12 protein-coding genes and 2 pseudogenes are annotated in these 16,865 nt (G+C 68.5%); 9 read left to right on the top strand and 5 right to left on the bottom strand.

Going from position 1 to position 16,865, the window contains the following annotated elements; all coding sequences use genetic code 11:
• Positions 1-26 precede the first annotated feature (26 nt).
• The 4 genes from VG296_RS09585 to VG296_RS09570 all read right to left on the bottom strand — a co-directional run bounded on the left by VG296_RS09585 (position 27) and on the right by VG296_RS09570 (position 5,218).
• On the bottom strand, positions 27-2,243 hold the full coding sequence (locus VG296_RS09585; RefSeq protein ID WP_325565263.1) for an RICIN domain-containing protein: 2,217 nt from the start codon (positions 2,241-2,243) through the stop codon (positions 27-29).
• 155 nt (positions 2,244-2,398) lie between these two features.
• Positions 2,399-3,439 (bottom strand): 4-hydroxy-2-oxovalerate aldolase, encoded by a 1,041-nt coding sequence (dmpG, locus tag VG296_RS09580; RefSeq protein WP_325565261.1) that lies wholly within the window; start codon positions 3,437-3,439, stop codon positions 2,399-2,401.
• Positions 3,436-4,404, bottom strand: coding sequence for an acetaldehyde dehydrogenase (acetylating) (locus VG296_RS09575; protein ID WP_325565259.1), 969 nt, complete (start codon positions 4,402-4,404; stop codon positions 3,436-3,438). Before VG296_RS09575 ends, dmpG begins: the two co-directional genes overlap by 4 nt.
• 1 nt (position 4,405) lies before the next feature.
• Entirely contained in the window at positions 4,406-5,218 is an 813-nt protein-coding gene (locus VG296_RS09570; RefSeq protein ID WP_325565257.1) for a 2-keto-4-pentenoate hydratase, read from the bottom strand.
• A gap of 101 nt (positions 5,219-5,319) precedes the next feature.
• Between VG296_RS09570 and VG296_RS09565 the strand changes: the two genes are divergently transcribed.
• From VG296_RS09565 to VG296_RS09555, 3 genes are all read left to right on the top strand, one after another.
• Positions 5,320-6,048 (top strand): IclR family transcriptional regulator, encoded by a 729-nt coding sequence (locus tag VG296_RS09565; RefSeq protein WP_349259507.1) that lies wholly within the window; start codon positions 5,320-5,322, stop codon positions 6,046-6,048.
• A gap of 156 nt (positions 6,049-6,204) precedes the next feature.
• On the top strand, positions 6,205-6,939 hold the full coding sequence (locus VG296_RS09560; RefSeq protein WP_325565254.1) for a YoaK family protein: 735 nt from the start codon (positions 6,205-6,207) through the stop codon (positions 6,937-6,939).
• Between the two features lie 226 nt (positions 6,940-7,165).
• A complete protein-coding gene (locus tag VG296_RS09555) occupies positions 7,166-9,211 on the top strand; it encodes a glycosyl hydrolase family 18 protein (protein ID WP_325565253.1) in 2,046 nt (681 codons plus the stop codon).
• 62 nt (positions 9,212-9,273) lie between these two features.
• Here the strand turns inward: VG296_RS09555 and VG296_RS09550 are convergent, their stop codons facing one another.
• Positions 9,274-12,468, bottom strand: a complete 3,195-nt coding sequence (locus tag VG296_RS09550) for a GH92 family glycosyl hydrolase (protein WP_325565251.1) — start codon at positions 12,466-12,468, stop codon at positions 9,274-9,276.
• A gap of 264 nt (positions 12,469-12,732) precedes the next feature.
• Here VG296_RS09550 and VG296_RS09545 point away from each other — a divergent pair, with 264 nt between their 5' ends.
• From VG296_RS09545 to VG296_RS09520, 6 genes and pseudogenes are all read left to right on the top strand, one after another.
• Positions 12,733-13,569 (top strand): hypothetical protein, encoded by an 837-nt coding sequence (locus tag VG296_RS09545; protein ID WP_325565249.1) that lies wholly within the window; start codon positions 12,733-12,735, stop codon positions 13,567-13,569.
• Positions 13,566-14,723, top strand: coding sequence for an acyl-CoA dehydrogenase family protein (locus tag VG296_RS09540; protein WP_325565247.1), 1,158 nt, complete (start codon positions 13,566-13,568; stop codon positions 14,721-14,723). Before VG296_RS09545 ends, VG296_RS09540 begins: the two co-directional genes overlap by 4 nt.
• Positions 14,724-14,789: 66 nt before the next feature.
• Entirely contained in the window at positions 14,790-15,113 is a 324-nt protein-coding gene (locus VG296_RS09535; protein WP_325565245.1) for a hypothetical protein, read from the top strand.
• Positions 15,110-15,373 (top strand): annotated as a pseudogene (locus tag VG296_RS09530) (SDR family NAD(P)-dependent oxidoreductase); the annotation flags it as partial. The gene VG296_RS09535 and the pseudogene VG296_RS09530, both read left to right, overlap by 4 nt.
• A 79-nt stretch (positions 15,374-15,452) precedes the next feature.
• Entirely contained in the window at positions 15,453-15,965 is a 513-nt protein-coding gene (locus VG296_RS09525; protein WP_325565243.1) for an alpha/beta hydrolase, read from the top strand.
• 354 nt (positions 15,966-16,319) lie between these two features.
• Positions 16,320-16,865, top strand: a pseudogene (locus tag VG296_RS09520) (coagulation factor 5/8 type domain-containing protein); the annotation flags it as partial.

Here is a 16,865-nt window from a genome sequence, read left to right as displayed (position 1 = left end):
GTTGCGGTATTGAGCCGTACCTAGTATCAGCTGTAGCTCGTGAGATCCGTCTTCTCGTTGCTGGAGCTGACGGCGCCTCCGGTCCCGTCGACGACGTGCTGGATGCTGCCGGTGTTGCCGCTCAGCGCGATAGTCACCATGTCATGCCACTGCACTCCCGACGTGGTCGGCGACGTGAACGCGTTCGCGCTGACCACAGGTTGGTGGAAGAAGCAGTAGCTGCCGAGTCCGTAGGCCTGGAAGCTGCTCACGGAGTTCGCCACGGCGATCGAGGGATAGCCGTCCGCGGAGCCGTTCATCCAGGACGACTGGTTCGGTACGTCGTACGGCATTTCGCTCTGGAAGAAGTAGTCAGAGCCGCCGTTGCCGTTCCACTGGACCTGGACGGCTTGATAGTGCTCGACGGCGAGCCCGTACATCGTCACGTTGGCGCCGTTGACCACCAGGCCGTTCGCGGCGGTGTTAGTCGTCCAGCCGACCGTGCCGCTGTTGCCGTGGTCGGCTCTCCAAAGCCACAGGTCGTCGCCGATCACGTTGCTGCTGTTCACGACGAGGGACTGGCTCGCCTTACCGACGGTGGCGCCGCCGATGCGGGCGAAGACGTCCGAGAGAACGGTCGGGTCGGAGGCGTGGCCGGCACTGGATCCGGACGGGCCGATCTGGACGAGTACCGAAGAGTTCGCAGTACCCGCGTCGAAGATCAGACCACCGATGCGGATGCCGTTGACGTCGGCCGTCTCCAGGATCGGGTTGCCGTTGTCCGATACCAGCGTGGCAAGGCCCAGGCCGAGCACGACGGCGTCCGGGTTGCTGACGTTGATGGTGCCATTGATCTGGTAGACGCCCGGCGTGAACAGCAGATCCTTACCGGACGACAGCGCCGAGTTGATCGTCGCGGCCGTGTCGCTCGGGGTGGCGATGTAGAAGTCGCTGATCGGCAGCGACGTGCCCGGCGTGTTGCCGTTGTGCCAGCTGGTGCCCTGCCTGTTGCTGCTGTTGCCGGGCACGAAGACGTCCCAGTTCCCTGAGCTGTCGATATAGACGTACGGCTTCTCGTCGATCGTCGGCGTCGAGCTGGCAGTGGTGTCCGGCGGGCTCGGGAAGCTCTGCGCCGGCACGCCGGTGCTGCCGACGTAGACCATGTTCCAACTCGAACTCGTCCAGCTGCCGAACTGGTCATTGCGGGAGATGTATTGCTGCTGCGTCTCCGAGTTGACCTGCCCGGTGACGACCGAGTCGCCGATGAAGCCGCCGCTGGCCCAGCCGTTGTTGTCGGCCAGCACCGCGCTGCCGACGATCTCGACGCGACGCAGCGGCGCGGCCTGCGAGGCGGCCCACTCCGTCGAGCCCGAGGACGGGTCGATGGTGACGTTCTCGACGTCGCGCCAGAAGTTCTCGGTCGCGTTACCGCTGTTCCAGGCCGCGTCCGTATAGACACCGCCGCCGGTGATGACGGTCTGCGTCGGGTTCTGGCCGAGGCCGACGACCTCGGTGTAGAAGCCCACTGGGACGGTCACGTTGTACGTCCCCGGCTCGAACATCAGCTCGTAGCGCTGCGTGCCGAACTGGTTCGACTGCTCGGTGCTGTAGACCTGGTTGATCTCGTTCTGGATCGTCGAGGTCGACATCGAGGTGTTGAAGATCAGCACATTGGTACCGAAGGCGGGCGCGGCGGCCGGAGTGCCGCTGGTCGACGCCGTCCAGTTCTCGCTGGCGCTGCCGTTGCAGGTGTAGAGATCGGCGGTCGCCTTCGCCGTGGTGGAGGCCCCGGTGACGCTCAGGCACAGGCCGGAGCCGCCCTCGGTGAGCGTCGTTCCGTTGGATGAAACGGTCCACTGCTCGTAGGCGTCGCCGTCGCACGTGTTGATGTCGGCGGTGGTCTTCACTGCCGAGGAATTGCCGCTAACGCTTAGACAGAGCCCTGAATTGCTACCGACAATTGTGCCGTTCGGCTCGACGGTCCACGTCTCGCTGGCGCTGCCATTGCACGTGTAGATGTCAGTCGTGGCGCCCGGGGACGCCGAGGCGCCGGTCACGCTCAGGCAGAGCCCTGAATTGTTCCCGACGATCGTCCCGCTCGACGCCGTCCCCGGGGCTGCGCTCGCGGTCATAGCCGTGCTCACGCCCACGACGACGACTCCGAGCAGCAGCGCGACGGCCGCCGTGAGCGCGACCAGGTGCCGACGGAGCGTGAACCGCCCGCGTGGCGAGGCAGCGGATTTTGTTCGTGTGTCTTGAGCCATGGTGATGAATTGGACTGCGCGCCGGAAAGGGGGTCAACGGTCTGCGGAAAATTGGTTCAGACCAAAGTGGATTGTTATGGCGCGGCGATGAAACGTGCCCTGTTTCCGCCGGTGAGAGCGGGGTCAGGGCAGTTCGGGCAGGGGGCGGGTGGCGATCAGCGACCCGGTTGGGAACCGCTGAGCGAACCACTCAGATCGAGCGCGATGTCGGTGATCATGTCTTCCTGGCCGCCGACCATGCCGCGGCGGCCGACCTCGACGAGGATGGAGCGCGTGTCGAGGCCGTAGCGCGCGGCCGCGCTCTCGGCGTGCCGCAAGAAGCTCGAATAGACGCCTGCGTAGCCGAGGGTGAGGGTCTCCCGGTCGACGCGGACCGGGCGGTCCTGCAGCGGGCGGACGAGGTCGTCGGCGGCGTCCATCAGGGCGAACAGGTCGCAGCCGTGCCGATAGCCCATCAGGTCGGCGACGGCGATGAAGGCCTCCAGCGGGCAGTTGCCCGCGCCAGCGCCCTGACCTGCGAGCGAGGCGTCGATGCGGACGGCGCCGCATTCCGCGGCGACGACCGAGTTGGCGACGCCGAGGCCGAGGTTGTGGTGGGCGTGCACGCCCATCTCGGTGTTCGGATCGAGCACGTCTCGGTACGCGCGGAAGCGGTCGCGCAGCTCGTCCATGGTCAGACGGCCGCCGGAGTCGGTCACGTAGACGCAGTGCGCGCCATAGGACTCCATCAGCTTGGCCTGGCGCGCGAGCTCGGCGGGCGCGGCCATGTGAGACATCATCAGGAACCCGGCGACGTCCATGCCGAGCTCGCGTGCGGCGGTGATGTGCTGGGCGGAGATGTCGGCCTCGGTGCAGTGTGTCGCGATGCGGACCGAGCGGATGCCGAGAGCGTGGGCCTGCTTCAGGTCGCGCAACGTGCCGATGCCGGGCAGGAGCAGCGTGGTCGGGATCGCGCCGCGCACGCTGCCCGCGACGGCCTCGATCCACTCCCAGTCGGTGTGTGCGCCGATGCCGTAGGCGATGCTGGATCCCGCGAGCCCGTCGCCGTGCGCCACTTCGATCGCGGCCACGCCGGCCTGGTCCAGGGCGCGCGCGATCGACGCGGCCTGCTCGACGGTGTAGCGATGCCGGACGGCGTGCATCCCATCCCGCAGGGTGACATCCTGTATGTAAAGTGCCTGCTGATGCGTCGTCATGCCGCGGTCGCCTCCATCGTTTCGCGGGTGCCGTGGCGCAGTTCGGCCAGGCGCTCGGCGGTGCGCAGGGCGGCCGAGGTCATGATGTCGAGGTTGCCCGCGTAGGCGGGCAGGTAGTGGGCGGCGCCCTCGACCTCGAGGAAGATGCCGACCTTCGTCAGCGGGCCGGCGGCATGTGGCGCGAGCGAACGCAGCGGGTCGTCCGGGCCCACGCGGTCGAACTGGACGGCCTGCTTGAGCCGGTATCCGGGGACGTAGCCGCGGACCGTCTCCGCCATCGCGGCCACCGACTCGCGCACCGCGTCCTCGTCGATCTCCCCGACCAGGCAGAACACCGTGTCCCGCATGATCAGCGGGGGCTCGGCCGGATTCAGCACGATGATCGCCTTGCCCCTGGCCGCTCCGCCGACCTTCGCGATCGCGTCGGACGTCGTCTCGGTGAACTCGTCGATGTTGGCGCGCGTGCCCGGGCCGGCCGAGCGGGAGGCGATGGACGCGATGATCTCCGCGTAGTGCACGCCGGTGACCCGCGAGACCGCGGCCACCATCGGAATCGTCGCCTGGCCGCCGCAGGTGACCATGTTGACGTCCGGGGCGCCGAGGTGTTCCTCGAGGTTGACCGGCGGGATGACGTAAGGGCCGATCGCGGCGGGGGTGAGGTCGACCAGCGTCCGGCCGGTGCCGACGAGCACGTCGTGGTGGCGGCGGTGTGCTCCGGCCGAGGTCGCGTCGAATACGAGCTCGATGTCCTCGAACTCAGGCAGCTTCAGCAGGCCGTCGATGCCTTCGTGCGTGGTGGCCACCTTGAAGCGGCGCGCCCGGGCCAGGCCGTCCGAGTCGGCGTCGATGCCGACCATCGCGGCGACTTCCAGAGTGTCCGAGAGCCGCAGTACCTTGATCATGAGGTCGGTGCCTATGTTGCCCGAGCCGATGATCGCGACTCTTGTCTTCGTGCCTGATGTCATCTTATTGACCTTTCGGGGTCTGAGAGAAGGAGACCCGCACCGGGCCCAGCCCGCTGATCTGCGCCTCGAAGACGTCTCCGGGTCCGGCCGCCGACATCGGCCCGAGCGCTCCCGTGAGGACCACGTCGCCGGCCCGCAGCGGGTCGCCCATCGCCGTCAGTGTGTCGGCGAGCCACACCGCCGCGTTGACCGGGCTGCCGAGGCAGTCCGTGCCCGTGCCCGCGGACACCTGCTCGCCGTTGCGGCTGAGCGTCATACGCACCTGCGCGACGTCCACGTCTGAGGGCTGCACCTTGGCCGCGCCGAGCACGAACAGACCCGAGGATCCGTTGTCGGCGACGGTGTCGGCGTAGGTGATCTTCCAATCGGCGATGCGGCTGTCGACAAGCTCCAGTGCCGGACGCACGTGGTCGATGGCGCGCAGCACGTCCTCCGCGGTGTGCGCCTCGGCGGTCAGGTCCGCGCCGAGGACGAAGGCGACCTCGGCTTCGACCTTGGGCTGGAGCAGACGGCCGAACGGCACTTCGCCGCCGTCCGCGATCTCCATGTCGTCCAGCAGCGCGCCGAAGTCCGGCCGGTCGACGCCGAGTTGGCGCTGTACGGCCAGCGAGGTCAGGCCGATCTTCCGTCCTACGACGCGTCGCCCGGCGGCCAGTGCCCGCTCGACGTTGATCCGCTGCACGGCGTAAGCCGCCTCGTCCGCGCCCTCGCCGAGCAGACCGCGGACGGGGGGACACGGCACTCCGGTGCGGGCGGCCTCGGCGAGCGCGTGCGCGGCCTCGGCCACCTCCGGCGCGACGGGATTTCGGGACATGGATCCGCCTCCAAGGGAAAGGGTGAGTCCACATATAGACGCGACGCGCGACCGGCGGCAAAGATTGTTCCGTGACACGGAACAATTCATCCTCCGGGAACATGCTGGACAAGGCCGTCGCCATCCTTGACTGCTTCGGTCCCGCCGACGGTCCGTGCCGCCTGTCGGAACTCGCCCGCCGCGCCGACCTGCGGAAGACGACCGCGCACCGACTCGTCGCCGACCTCGTCCGCCTCGGGCTGCTGGAGCGCGTCGGCGACGGCTACCGGCTCGGCGGGAAACTGTTCGAACTCGGATCGCTGGTTCCGCGCCGGCTGGACCTGCGCGAGACGGCGCTGCCGTTCCTGCAGGACCTCTATGCCGCCACGGGGGAGACCGTGCACCTGGGCGTGCGCGAGGGCCGCAGCGTCGTCTACCTGGAGCGCATCCACGGCCACGACGAGCTCGCTCTACCCTCCCGGATCGGCGGACAGCTGCCGCTGACCTGCACCGGCGTCGGCAAGGCCCTGCTCGCCTTCGCGGACCCCGCACTCATCGAGGAGGTGCTGGCCGAGCCGCTTCCGCGGCGCACCGAATACTCGATCACCGACCCGAAGCGTATGCGCACCCTGATCGAGCAGTGCCAGGCCTCCGGGCTCGCCTATGAGGAGCAGGAATCAGCCCTCGGCGTCAGCTGCATCGCGGCGCCGGTATTCGACGGCAGCGGACAGGCGGCCGCCGCACTCTCCGTGGCCGTTCCGCGCGCCCGCTTCAGCCCGGCGCAGCTGGCTCCCGCGGTCCGCACCGCCGCACTCGGCCTGTCCCGCCGCCTGCGCGCGGGCACGGCGTAGGCCACGGCGCGCCAGGAACTAGGGCGTGACCTCCAATCGATCGGTGCAACAGATCGCTGAAGCCGGATCCATATGTTGGACCGTGCGAGCATTCGGCGCCACCCTGGAGGAGGTGCTCGGCATGCGGGCCGGGCGAATGGAAGGGAGCGGTGAACCATGCGCGGCGCACTACGGGATGCCTGGACCACGATCGCGCCCGACATGAGCGACCGGCACGGTCCGCTACCCCCGATGATGCTGATACTGACGGTGGTCACCGGGCTGGTGGACGCGTTCAGCTACCTCAGCCTCGGGCACGTCTTCGTCGCCAACATGACCGGTAACGTGGTCTTCGTCGGCTTCTCGCTGGTCGGGGCAGCCGGTTTCTCGTTGGCCGCCTCGCTCGTGGCGCTCGCGGCCTTCGCGGCGGGCGCGTTCGTCGGTGGTCGGATCGTTCACCGGCTCCGTACCCACCGCGGTCGGATGCTGCGGCTCGCCCTGATGACGCAGACCGTGCTCGTGCTGGCGGCCTATGTGGTCGCACAGGTGGTCGACGCGCCCTACCTGGCCGGGGCCCGCTACAGCCTGATCGTGCTGCTGGCCATGGGCATGGGCGTGCAGAACGTGTCGGCCCGCGCCCTGGCCGTACCCGACCTGACGACCACCGTGCTGACGATGACCATCACCGGAATGGCCTCAGATACTCGCGCGGCCGGCGGAGCCGGTGGCAAGGTCGGGCGGCGCGCCCTGTCCGCGGTGGCGATGCTGGTCGGAGCCCTCGTCGGAGCCGAGGCGGTGTTGCACGGCCACTCGGCCCTGCCGCTGCTGATCGCCCTCGCCCTGCTGGCCGCCGACACCGTGCTGGTGTTCCCGCTGGCGCGCTCGGAAGCCCCCTGGACGAAGCCGCTCTAGGACGAATCAAAACACTTATGTAGTGCTTAGCTCCAGGTTAAGGCGGGGTTGACGATCACAGGTCTAGGCCAATGCTGGCAACATTGGTCTAGTCCACAGTATTGACTCGGTTCCGGCACGGCAGTACATGGATAAGTAGTCCATCGCGAAGGCGCGCGCTGACGCTGGGCTGCGGGATAACCCACCCTATCCAGCACCCGGGAGCCTCATGCGAATACGATCCTCCATGCTCAGCCGCGCTCGGACCGCGGCTGTCGCCGTGGCCTGCGCCGCGCTGGCCGCCACGGGCCTCATCGCGGCGGGAGCCGTCGGGGCCGGAGCCGCCTCGGCGGCCGACATCGCCGGCCGGGGCGCCGTGCCCGCGGCCGCCACCTCCGGCGGCATCAAGGTCGCCTACTTCGATCAGTGGTCGATCTACCAGAACGCCTTCTACCTCCAGAACCTGGACAGCGAGGGCATCGCCGGGAAGCTCAACTACCTGATCTACGACTTCGAGAACATCAGCCCCACCGCCCCCTACAACTGCTTCGAGGCGGAGAAGGCCACCGATCCGGACCCGGCCGGCGAGAACGACCCGAACGCCGGCGACGGGGCCGAGGACATGGACGCCGACTACGGCAAGCCGTTCCCCGCCAACGAGGCCGTGAGCGGCGTCGCGGACAGCTCCACCCAGGCCATCGCGGGCAACTTCAACCAGCTCAAGGAGCTCAAGGCGAAGTACCCGAACCTCAAGATCCTGCTGTCGATCGGCGGCTGGACCTACTCGAAGTACTTCTCCCCGATGGCGTCGACCGCCGCCTCCCGGCAGTCCTTCGTCTCCTCCTGCATCAACATGTTCATGAACGGCAACCTGCCCACCAACTGCGACTACGGCCCCTGCTACGGCGGCACCGGATCCGCGGCGGGCATCTTCGACGGCTTCGACATCGACTGGGAGTACCCCGGGTCGACCGGCGGCCACCTGGGCAACATCACCTCGTCCAGCGACGGCGCCAACTACACCGCGCTGCTCGGCGAGTTCCGCAGCCAGCTCAACACGCTGGGCTCGAGCAACGGCAAGACCTACTACCTCTCGGCCGCCCTGCCGTCCGGCCAGGACAAGATCGACAAGATCCAGACCAACCAGATCGGTCAGTACCTGACCTTCGGCGACGTCATGACGTACGACATGTACGGAGCCTGGAACGCGACCGGCCCGACCGACGAGCAGAACCCGCTGTTCGCCAACCCGAACTCGCCGGAGCCCAAGGTGGCGCCCGGAAACGAGACGTACAGCATCGACAACGGGATGAAGGCCTGGACGGTCGGCGACGCGCAGTACGCAATACCCGGCGGATTCCCGGCGAGCAAACTCACCCTAGGCGTGCCCTTCTACTATCGCGGCTGGACAGGCGTCTCCGCGGGATCGGAGCACGGGCTGTATCAGACAGCCAGTGGCGCATCCGCGGGCATGACGGACTCCGGCAACGTGCCGGGCGTGGCGATGTATAAAGAGATCGCCGGCACCGTAGGCAATTCGGCGGACACGTATTGGGATCCCGTCACTGATTCGGCGTATTTCTATGACGGGACGAACTTCTACGGCGGCGAGTCGCCGCAGTCGATTCAGACACAGGCCGACTACGTGCACTGCAACGGCTACGGCGGAATGATGATGTTCTCGCTGTACGACCTGGATTCGGCCGCCACGCTGTTCAACGACGCCGTGAACGACATCAACGGCTCGGCGGGCAGCTGTCCGACCGCACCGCCCACGCAGACCCCGACCGCGACCGGGACCACGGCGTCGCCGACCCCGACGACCACGCCCACGAGCACGCCGACGGGAACACCCACCGGCACCGGGACACCGACCGGAACCGGCACCCCGACCGGCCCGAGCGGCGGCAACCTGCTGACGAACCCCGGCTTCGAGACCGGGACCCTCTCCGGCTGGACGTGTTCGAGCACGGATTCGGTGACCTCGTCGCCGGTCCATTCGGGCAGCCACGCGCTAGCGGGCGCGGCATCCGGCTCGGACGACGCACAGTGCACGCAGACGGTGACCGTCATTCCGAACACCACGTACAAATTCAGCGGCTACGTCGACGGCGCGTACGTGTTCATCGGGCAAAACGGCGGCACTGACACCTGGACGCCGAGCGCCAGCGGCTACCAGCAGCTGTCGATGAGCATCAACTCCGGCTCCGCAACCTCGCTGACCCTGTACGTGCACGGCTGGTACGGCCAGGGCACCTACTACGCGGACGATTTCTCGCTCACCGCGAGCTGACGCTCAGGCACAACTGAGGGGCTACCGCACCGCGCGGTAGCCCCTCAGGTTCGTATTTCCGGTTACGACGTCGGGCAGAGGTTCATCGGGAGGACCCCCTGGCCGGTGATGGTGGTCACCGCCGAATGGATGGTGACGGAGTCGGCGGACCAGACACGGAAGTCGGCCTGGTTGTTCATGGCCTCGCTCACCGCGGCGTCGGGCAGCGCGAAGGTGGCGGTCTTCCACGTGTCGGTGTTCGTGTTGGTCACCGAACCCGCGCCCGTGTAGTTGCTTCCGCCGCTCATCGCGTACTGGACCTGCCAGTTGTTCGTACCGCTGTCGTAGTACTCGATGGTGACGTTCGTCGTGAAGTCGCCGTTGTGGGCGATCCTCGGGTCGACCTGGAAGTACATGTTCAGGTCGCCCGGGGCGCTCGCCGTGGTGCTGCGCGCGCTTTCGCCGCTGATGGTGACCGGCGTCGTCGTGCCGTCGCCGCCTTCCTGCTGGGTGAGTCCGTTGTCGACGTTGGTTGTGCCGAGCGTGGTGCACACCGTGGCGGTGTCACCGCTGCCGACGACGGCGACGGGGACAGTCAGCGTGGGCAGCGGCACGCTGTCGGGGTCGCTGAGCGCGAAGCCGATATCGCTGAACCCCTGCACCGCGGTGGATGCGACGTGCAGTGAGACCGTCGCGGTGGCGGTGTCGCCGCTGACCTGGGCGGTCCCGGAACTCGGCGTCACGGTGACGCCCGCCGGCGGTTGCGCCGTCCAGTCCAGCTCCTTCACTTTCGAGGCCTGATCTCCGTATGCGCCGACGCCGACGGTGAAGGTGAGCGTCGCCGACTGGTCGGAGCCAGCGGTCGCGATCAGGTTCGACGGGCTGCTGGTCACCTGGGCCGGGAGTACTCCGGTCGGGAAGCTCGGCTGCCCGGCCGGGTACGACGGCGGCGCGTCGGACGGAGCCGCGGCCCAATTCGTGTCCGCGGTCGATGAGATGGTGTCGTCGATGCGGGTCGCACCGCCGCTTCCGCTGCCGCCCACGAGGTCCGAGGCCGGGAGCCAGGCGCGGTTCCAGGACCGGCCGTTCACCGACAGACCGCTGATGTAGCCCTGATCGGAGGCGCCGGACGCGGTGATGCTCGTGTGGTGTCCGGTCAGGTTCAGCTGCACCTCGGGGAAGATCGGCGCGCTCACGGCGAGCACGGGGGCGCCCGGGGTCTCCGGGTACAGGCCGATCGCGCCCCAGACGTACCACGAGCTCATCGCGCCGAGGTCGTCGTTGCCGGGCTCGCCGGCGGGGCTGTTCGCGTAGACGCCGTCGAGCAGCTTGTGCACCTCGGCCGTCGTCTTGTACGGGGCGCCCGCGTAGTCGTAGACCCACGGAACCAGCAGGTCGGTCTCGTTTCCGGCCCAGTAGTCCGGATCGTTCGGCCCGGCCTGGTCCTCCTGGAAGAAGGTGTCAAGACGCGAGACCGCCGCCGCGTCACCGCCCATCCCGGAGATCAGGCCCTGCAGGTTCTGCGGCACCGAGAACGAGTACTGGGCCGCGTTGCCCTCCTGGAACCCGGACTGGCCGAAGGAGCTGAGCCCGTCGTTCGTCGGGTTTCCGGCGGGGAAGGCGCCGTTCGCGCCGCGGGGCTGGAGGTATCCGGAGTCGACGTTGTAGATGTTCTGCCAGTTCTGAGAGCGCGTCAGGAACGTGTGGTACGTGCCGTACGAGCCGAGGTTCTGGGCGAACTCGGCGATCGAGAAGTCGTCGGTGGCGTACTCGAGTGTGAGCGACGCGCCGTTGGGCACGGCCGATCCGGACAGCGCGGCGCCGTTCACCACGTATCCGTCCTTGAGGTACGTGTCGAGGCCGGGCCGCTCCTCGTAGTAGCCCTCACCGAGGTCGCTGCTCGTCTGGACGGTGTCGGCGCCCTTGAGCATCGCGGCCAGCGCGGCCTTCGTGTCGAAGTTCCGCGCGCCGAACGCGTAGGACTCGGCGATGATCGCGTCGGCCGCGTCGCCGCCCATCATGCCCGTGTAGCCGCCGGCCACCGGCCACTTCGGCAGCCAACCGCCCTGTTCGGCGTCGTTGACGAGCGATTGAGCCATCGCACTCGTCTGCTGTGGAGCGATCGTGGCCAGTAGCGGCACCTCGTCGCGGTATATGTCCCAGCCGGAGAACGTGGTGTACTGCGGCTGGCCGGGCCGCGTTTGATGGACCTTGCCGTCCATACCGAAGTACTGGCCGTTCGCGTCGCTGAAGGTGCTCGGATCGAGCAGCGCGTGGTAGAGGGCTGTGTAGAACTCCACCTGCTGGTCGTGCGTGCCGCCGCCGACCTGGATCTCGTCGAGCAGCCGGCGCCACTGCGCGCGGGTCTGAGCCGCGACGGCCGCGACGTTCCAGCCGTGCAGCTCGGCGCCGATGTTGGCCTCGGCGTTGGCCGTGCTCACGTAGCTGATCGAGACCTGCATGCCGACGGTGGCCTGTGACGAGGTGTCGAAACCGACCCAGGCGCCGGAGTTCTGACCCGAGGCGGACGAGCTGCCCGCGGTCACGGCCGTGCCGTTCCAGGTGCCGTGCGTCGTGAAGGACCGGTTGAACTTCGCGGCGAAGTACACCGTCGACGAGTTCGGCATATCGCAGAACTTGCCCCCGGTGATGGAGCCGGTCACCTCGTCGTCGCCGACGATGGACACGTTCGCGGCGCTCACGAAGGACTGCGAGTCGCCGACCTTGAACAGCACGTTCGCCGCGCTGTTCGCCGGGTAGGTGAACGATCCGATCCCGGTGCGCGTGGTCGCGGCCACGTTCACGCCGACGCTCGAGGATCCGGTGCCGAGCACCGTGGAGTACGAGCCGGGAGCGGCCGTCTCGTTCGCGTGGCTGAACGGCTCGGTGGTCGAGGTCGGATTCGTGCCGATGTCGCCGACCGTCGGCAGGATCGGCAGGTCCCCGGCGATGCCGCAGCCCGCGCCGGACACGTGCGTCACGCTCAGGCCGATCGTGGACGAGTCAGCGTACGCATAGCCGCCGGAGGACGGACGCGACGAGGTGTCGGGGCTCCAGGCGACCATGCCGAAGGGCGCCGAGGCGCCGGGGAACGTGTTCACCGGCCCGACCACGCCGCCGCCGTCTCCGGTGCCGATGAAGGGATTCACCAGCGCGGTCGGGTCGCCGACCAGGGCGGGCAGCGCCGCCGCGGTGGCGGCCGGGGACTGCGCCGCGAGCATTCCGGCGGACAGCGCGACGGCAAGGGCCGCCGCGATCCGCCTTCGAGTGGGTATCAAGGTTCGTTCGCCTCCGGGTGGAGCGGGGTACGACCATGGCGCTCACACACTTTTGCCGAATCTGACCAGAAGTCAAGGCTTCGGCCAGGTTCCGGAACCAACTCGAGGGAGTCGAAGGGGGCTGAGCAGAGCGGTACAGCGTTGAACGGCGTTCGATTATGACTAGAGCTGGCATTACTTCTGGCATTACTTGGCGGCTGGGAGCCCCGGGCGATACGTCAGATGACAGATGCGCGGGCGCCCGCGCGCATCTAGCGTGGTCCCATGGAGATCACCAGGGGGCTGGCGGAGCTGGCCGAGGCCGGGTTCATGGAGGCCTACGAGACAGGGGCGCCCGCCGAGGTTCGCGAGGCGCTCGGCATCGCCACGACGCGCATCGGCGGGGGAGTGGCGCTGGCGGCGCGCGAGCTCCCGGTCAGCATCTGGACCAGGGCGCTCGGGTTCGGGATCACCGAACCGATCACGGCGGAGGTGCTCGGCGAGATCGTCGAGTTCTACCGCTCGAACGACGTGCCGGCGGTGGCGCTGCAGATAGCGCCGTCGTCGCTGCCGCCGGGCTGGGCCGAGCTGAGCGCGGCCCACGGCATCACGCGGGGAGCGGCGTGGGTCAAACTCGGCGCGGCGATCGAGGAGCTGGAGCCCAAGGTCTCCACCCGGCTGGGCGTCGGCCCGGTCGCGCCGGGCGAGGCCGAGCGGTGGGCCGCGGTGATCCTGCGCGGCTATGGGGATTCGAACGAGTATGTCGCGCGAATGCTCGCGGCCGGAGTCGCGCATCCCGACTTCCGCGCGTACGCCGCGTGGGACGGCCGCGAACTCGTCGCCGGCGGGAGCCTCTACGTGCACGGACTCGTCGGCTCGCTCAACACCGCCGCGACGCTGCCCGACCAGCGGCGCAACGGCGCCCAGACCGCGCTGATCAGCATGCGCGTCGAAGCCGCCCGCCGTGAGGGCTGCCGGTGGGTGGTCGCGGAGACCGGCCTGCCCGCCGAGGGAACGAGCAACCCCTCGCTCGACAATCTGGAGCGAGCCGGTCTGCGGCAGCTCTATATTCGGCACAACTGGGTTTGGCGCGCGGCCGACGACCCGAGCGGCCGCCGATGAGCGCCGCCGAGACCGAGCGGCAGTCAGCGCCGGAGTCGGTGCCCGAGTCCGCGTGGGAGCCAGTGCTCGAAGAACTCAGGCGGCGCCGCGGCGAGTTCCGCGAGCGGCGCTTCGTGCCGAGGGACTTCGTCGACCGGCTCAAACAGCTCGGGATCTACCGCGCCGCAACGCCCAGGGCGTTCGGCGGCGAGCCGCTGCCGCCTGCGGAATTCCTCGGCAGGATCGAGCGGATCTCGGTCGTCGACGGGTCGACCGGCTGGGTCGCCGGCTTCGGTTCCGCGCAGGTCTATCTCGCGGCGCTGCCGATCGAGACGCAGCGGGAGATCTACGCGGACGGGCCCGATGTCGTGTTCGCGGGCGGATTGCATCCCGCGCAGCCCGCGTCGCGGACCGCGAAGGGCTTCCTCGTCAACGGGCGTTGGAAGTACGCCTCCGGTGCGATGGCCGCCGATCTCCTCGGCGTCGGCATCCGGAGCGAGGACGCGGGTAAGCCGCTCACCGCGGTGCTCCGTCCCGCGCAGGTCGAGATTCTCCAGGAGTGGAACGCCGTCGGGATGCAGGGCACCGGTTCCTTCGATCTGGTGGTCAAGGGCGTCGAGGTCGACCGCGCGTGGACCTTCATTCGCGGGGGAGAGCCCACGATCGACGAACCGCTCTACCGCTACCCGACGATCGCGTACGCGGCCCAGGTGCTCGCCGTCGTCGGCGCCGGTGTCGCGCGGGCCGCGCTCGACTACGCGATCGAGGTCGGCGCGGAACGTACGAGCATCACCGGCGCACCGAAGCCCGCGGACCGCGCGTACTACCGCGTCGGCGTCGCCGAGGCAGAGGCCGCGCTCGGCTCGGCGCGGGCCTGGTTCTACGAGCTCACCCACGAGGCATGGCGGCTGGTGCTGTCCGGCGAGCCCGTGTCAGACGTGCACAACGCCCGGCTTCGCCTCGCCGCCGCGCACCTCGCGAAGACCGCGGCGCAGGTGGTGAGCAAGATCGTGGAGCTGTCCGGTTCCGCGGCGCTCGACCTGGACCATCCCCTGCAACAGCTGCACGGCGACGCGCTGGTGCCGCAACTGCACGCCTTCCTCGGGCCCGCGATGTACGACTCCGCCGGCGCGGTGCTGATGGGCCTCCCACCCACGGCTCCCGCCTTCCGTTGAATAAGGATACTGACATGACCCCCGCCGCTGCGCGTACTGTTCTGCTTCGGGATCAACCAGAACTTCTTGGATCTGCCGAAGGACGGCGTCACGACCGCCGACGTGTGGGCCGCGTTCGTCGCGATGACGGACCTGATCAAGCGGACCCCCGGCGTCGACTTCATCGGAGACCTCGACGACGACGTCCACATGGTCGGTCCGTCCGAATCGTGGCCCTGGACCTGCTATCTGCTGGCCGACGTGGACAGCCAGGAGACCGTGGCCGCCTGCTGCGATTTCCTGCGCACGATCCGGGTCGGCGAATCGGACTGGAAGCTGTGGAAGTACGCGAAGATCGAGGCCCGCGTCGGCCGAGCGCTCGTCCCGCGTCAGCCCGGAGTTCCCCGATGAGCGCCGCTCACGTCGCCGTCGTCACCGGCGGCGCCGCCGGACTCGGCGAGTCCGTCACGCGGCGGCTGCACGCCGGAGGCTACCGGGTCGCGATCGCGGACATCGACGGCGAGGGCGCGGCTGAGCTGGCGAGGCGGCTCGATCCCGCCGCGCCGGAATCGGCGACCGTGCGCGCGTACGCCGTGGATGTGCGGGACAGCGTCGCCCTGGAGGGCCTGCGCGACGAGGTGATCGCGGACTTCGGGTCCGTGCAGGTGCTCGCGAACAACGCCGCGCGCACGCGAGCCCGGCCGCTGCTGGAGATCACGGCCGAGGAGCTCGGATCAGCTGGCCGGAATCGTGCTCTACGACAGCGCGCCGGTCAACGGTCCGGAATTCGGAGCCGAGTTGGCGCGGGAATTGCAGAAGGTCGCCGAACGGCACGCCGGCAAGCCCGGCCTGGATGTCGCGCTGGCCGCGTTCAATGAGATCCCCGAGATCAACGACGACGCGCCGCACGCGCGGATCGCCCGGGCGATCATGCCGCTCTACCTCGCCGACTACTGGGCCGACGAGCCTCGGTGGTCGTCGATGCAGGCCGCGCTCCAGCCGAGCTACATCTCAGGCGTCGATGAGGACGGCGCGCCCGACCTGTTCGACGACCGCGACGAGCTCGGCGCGTTGGAGGTGCCGACCCTGATCGTGGTCGGCCGGCACGACTTCATCTGCGGACCGCACTGGGCCGAGGAGCTCTTCAAGGCGATCCCGGAGGCTCAGCTGACCGTGCTCGAGGGCAGCGGACATTTCGGCCACCTGGAAGAACCCGATCGCTTCGCCGACACGGTCGCCGCCTTCGTCACCGCGACCGCCTGACGGACCGTTCGACCGACCGCCCGCCCGAGCGGCGCCCCCAGGGCGCGGGTCAGCACTTGAATAGCAGGTCACGGGCTCAATCCCGACAGGGATTGAGCCTTCTGGCATTTCCGCGCCTGCGGCGGCGCTGCCGAAATTGCGGTCGTTGCGCAGAATCCTGCGGTGAGACGCGAGTCGTCCACGGAGCGTTACCGGGGCCATCGATGCATGTGCGGGCGATCTTGCGGGCCTGAAGCAAGAACTCGCGGAATTTTCGTCCAGATATTGCAGAACGAAGTCTGCGGCGTTACGGTCCTCCTTGCACCGGCACCCCTCTGTCCCACCTTTGCGCCGGATTCGCGTAAGGAGTCTTTGGTGTCTCAACCCACGTTCATCGGAACACTACGAAGAGTACTTGCGGCCGCCGGGGGCGCCGCGCTGCTGGTCACGGGCCTGACGGCCCTGTCCGCAGGCACCGCCGCCGCGGCCACGACCGTGACGGGCGGTAGCGGCGCGAGCCTGCCGTACGTCGAGGTTCAGGCGGAGAACTCGCAGACGAACGGTTCGATCATCGGCCCGAGCTACGCCCAGGGTCAGTTGGCTGACGAGGCCTCCGGCCGCGAGGCCGTCTCGCTGCAGGGGTCGGGTTCCTACGTCACGTTCACGACGCCGGTCGCGACGAACTCGATCGATTTCCGGTACAGCATCCCGGACACGTCGGATGGTTCGGTCTATACCGCTCCGTTGTCGCTGTACGTCAACGGGACCAAGCAGACCGACTTCTCGCTGACGAACGCGTATAGCTGGTACTACGGCAGCTACCCGTTCACCAACACCCCGAGCAGCGGTAACCCGCACCACTTCTACGACGAGACCCACCGGTTGTTCTCCACGACGTATCCGGCGGGCACGACCTTCAAG

The sequence above is a fragment of the Actinospica sp. genome, from assembly GCF_035552695.1.
In the GTDB taxonomy this organism is placed as follows: Bacteria; Actinomycetota; Actinomycetes; order Streptomycetales; family Catenulisporaceae; genus Actinospica.
This window is presented reverse-complemented; position numbering and strand designations above follow the sequence as displayed.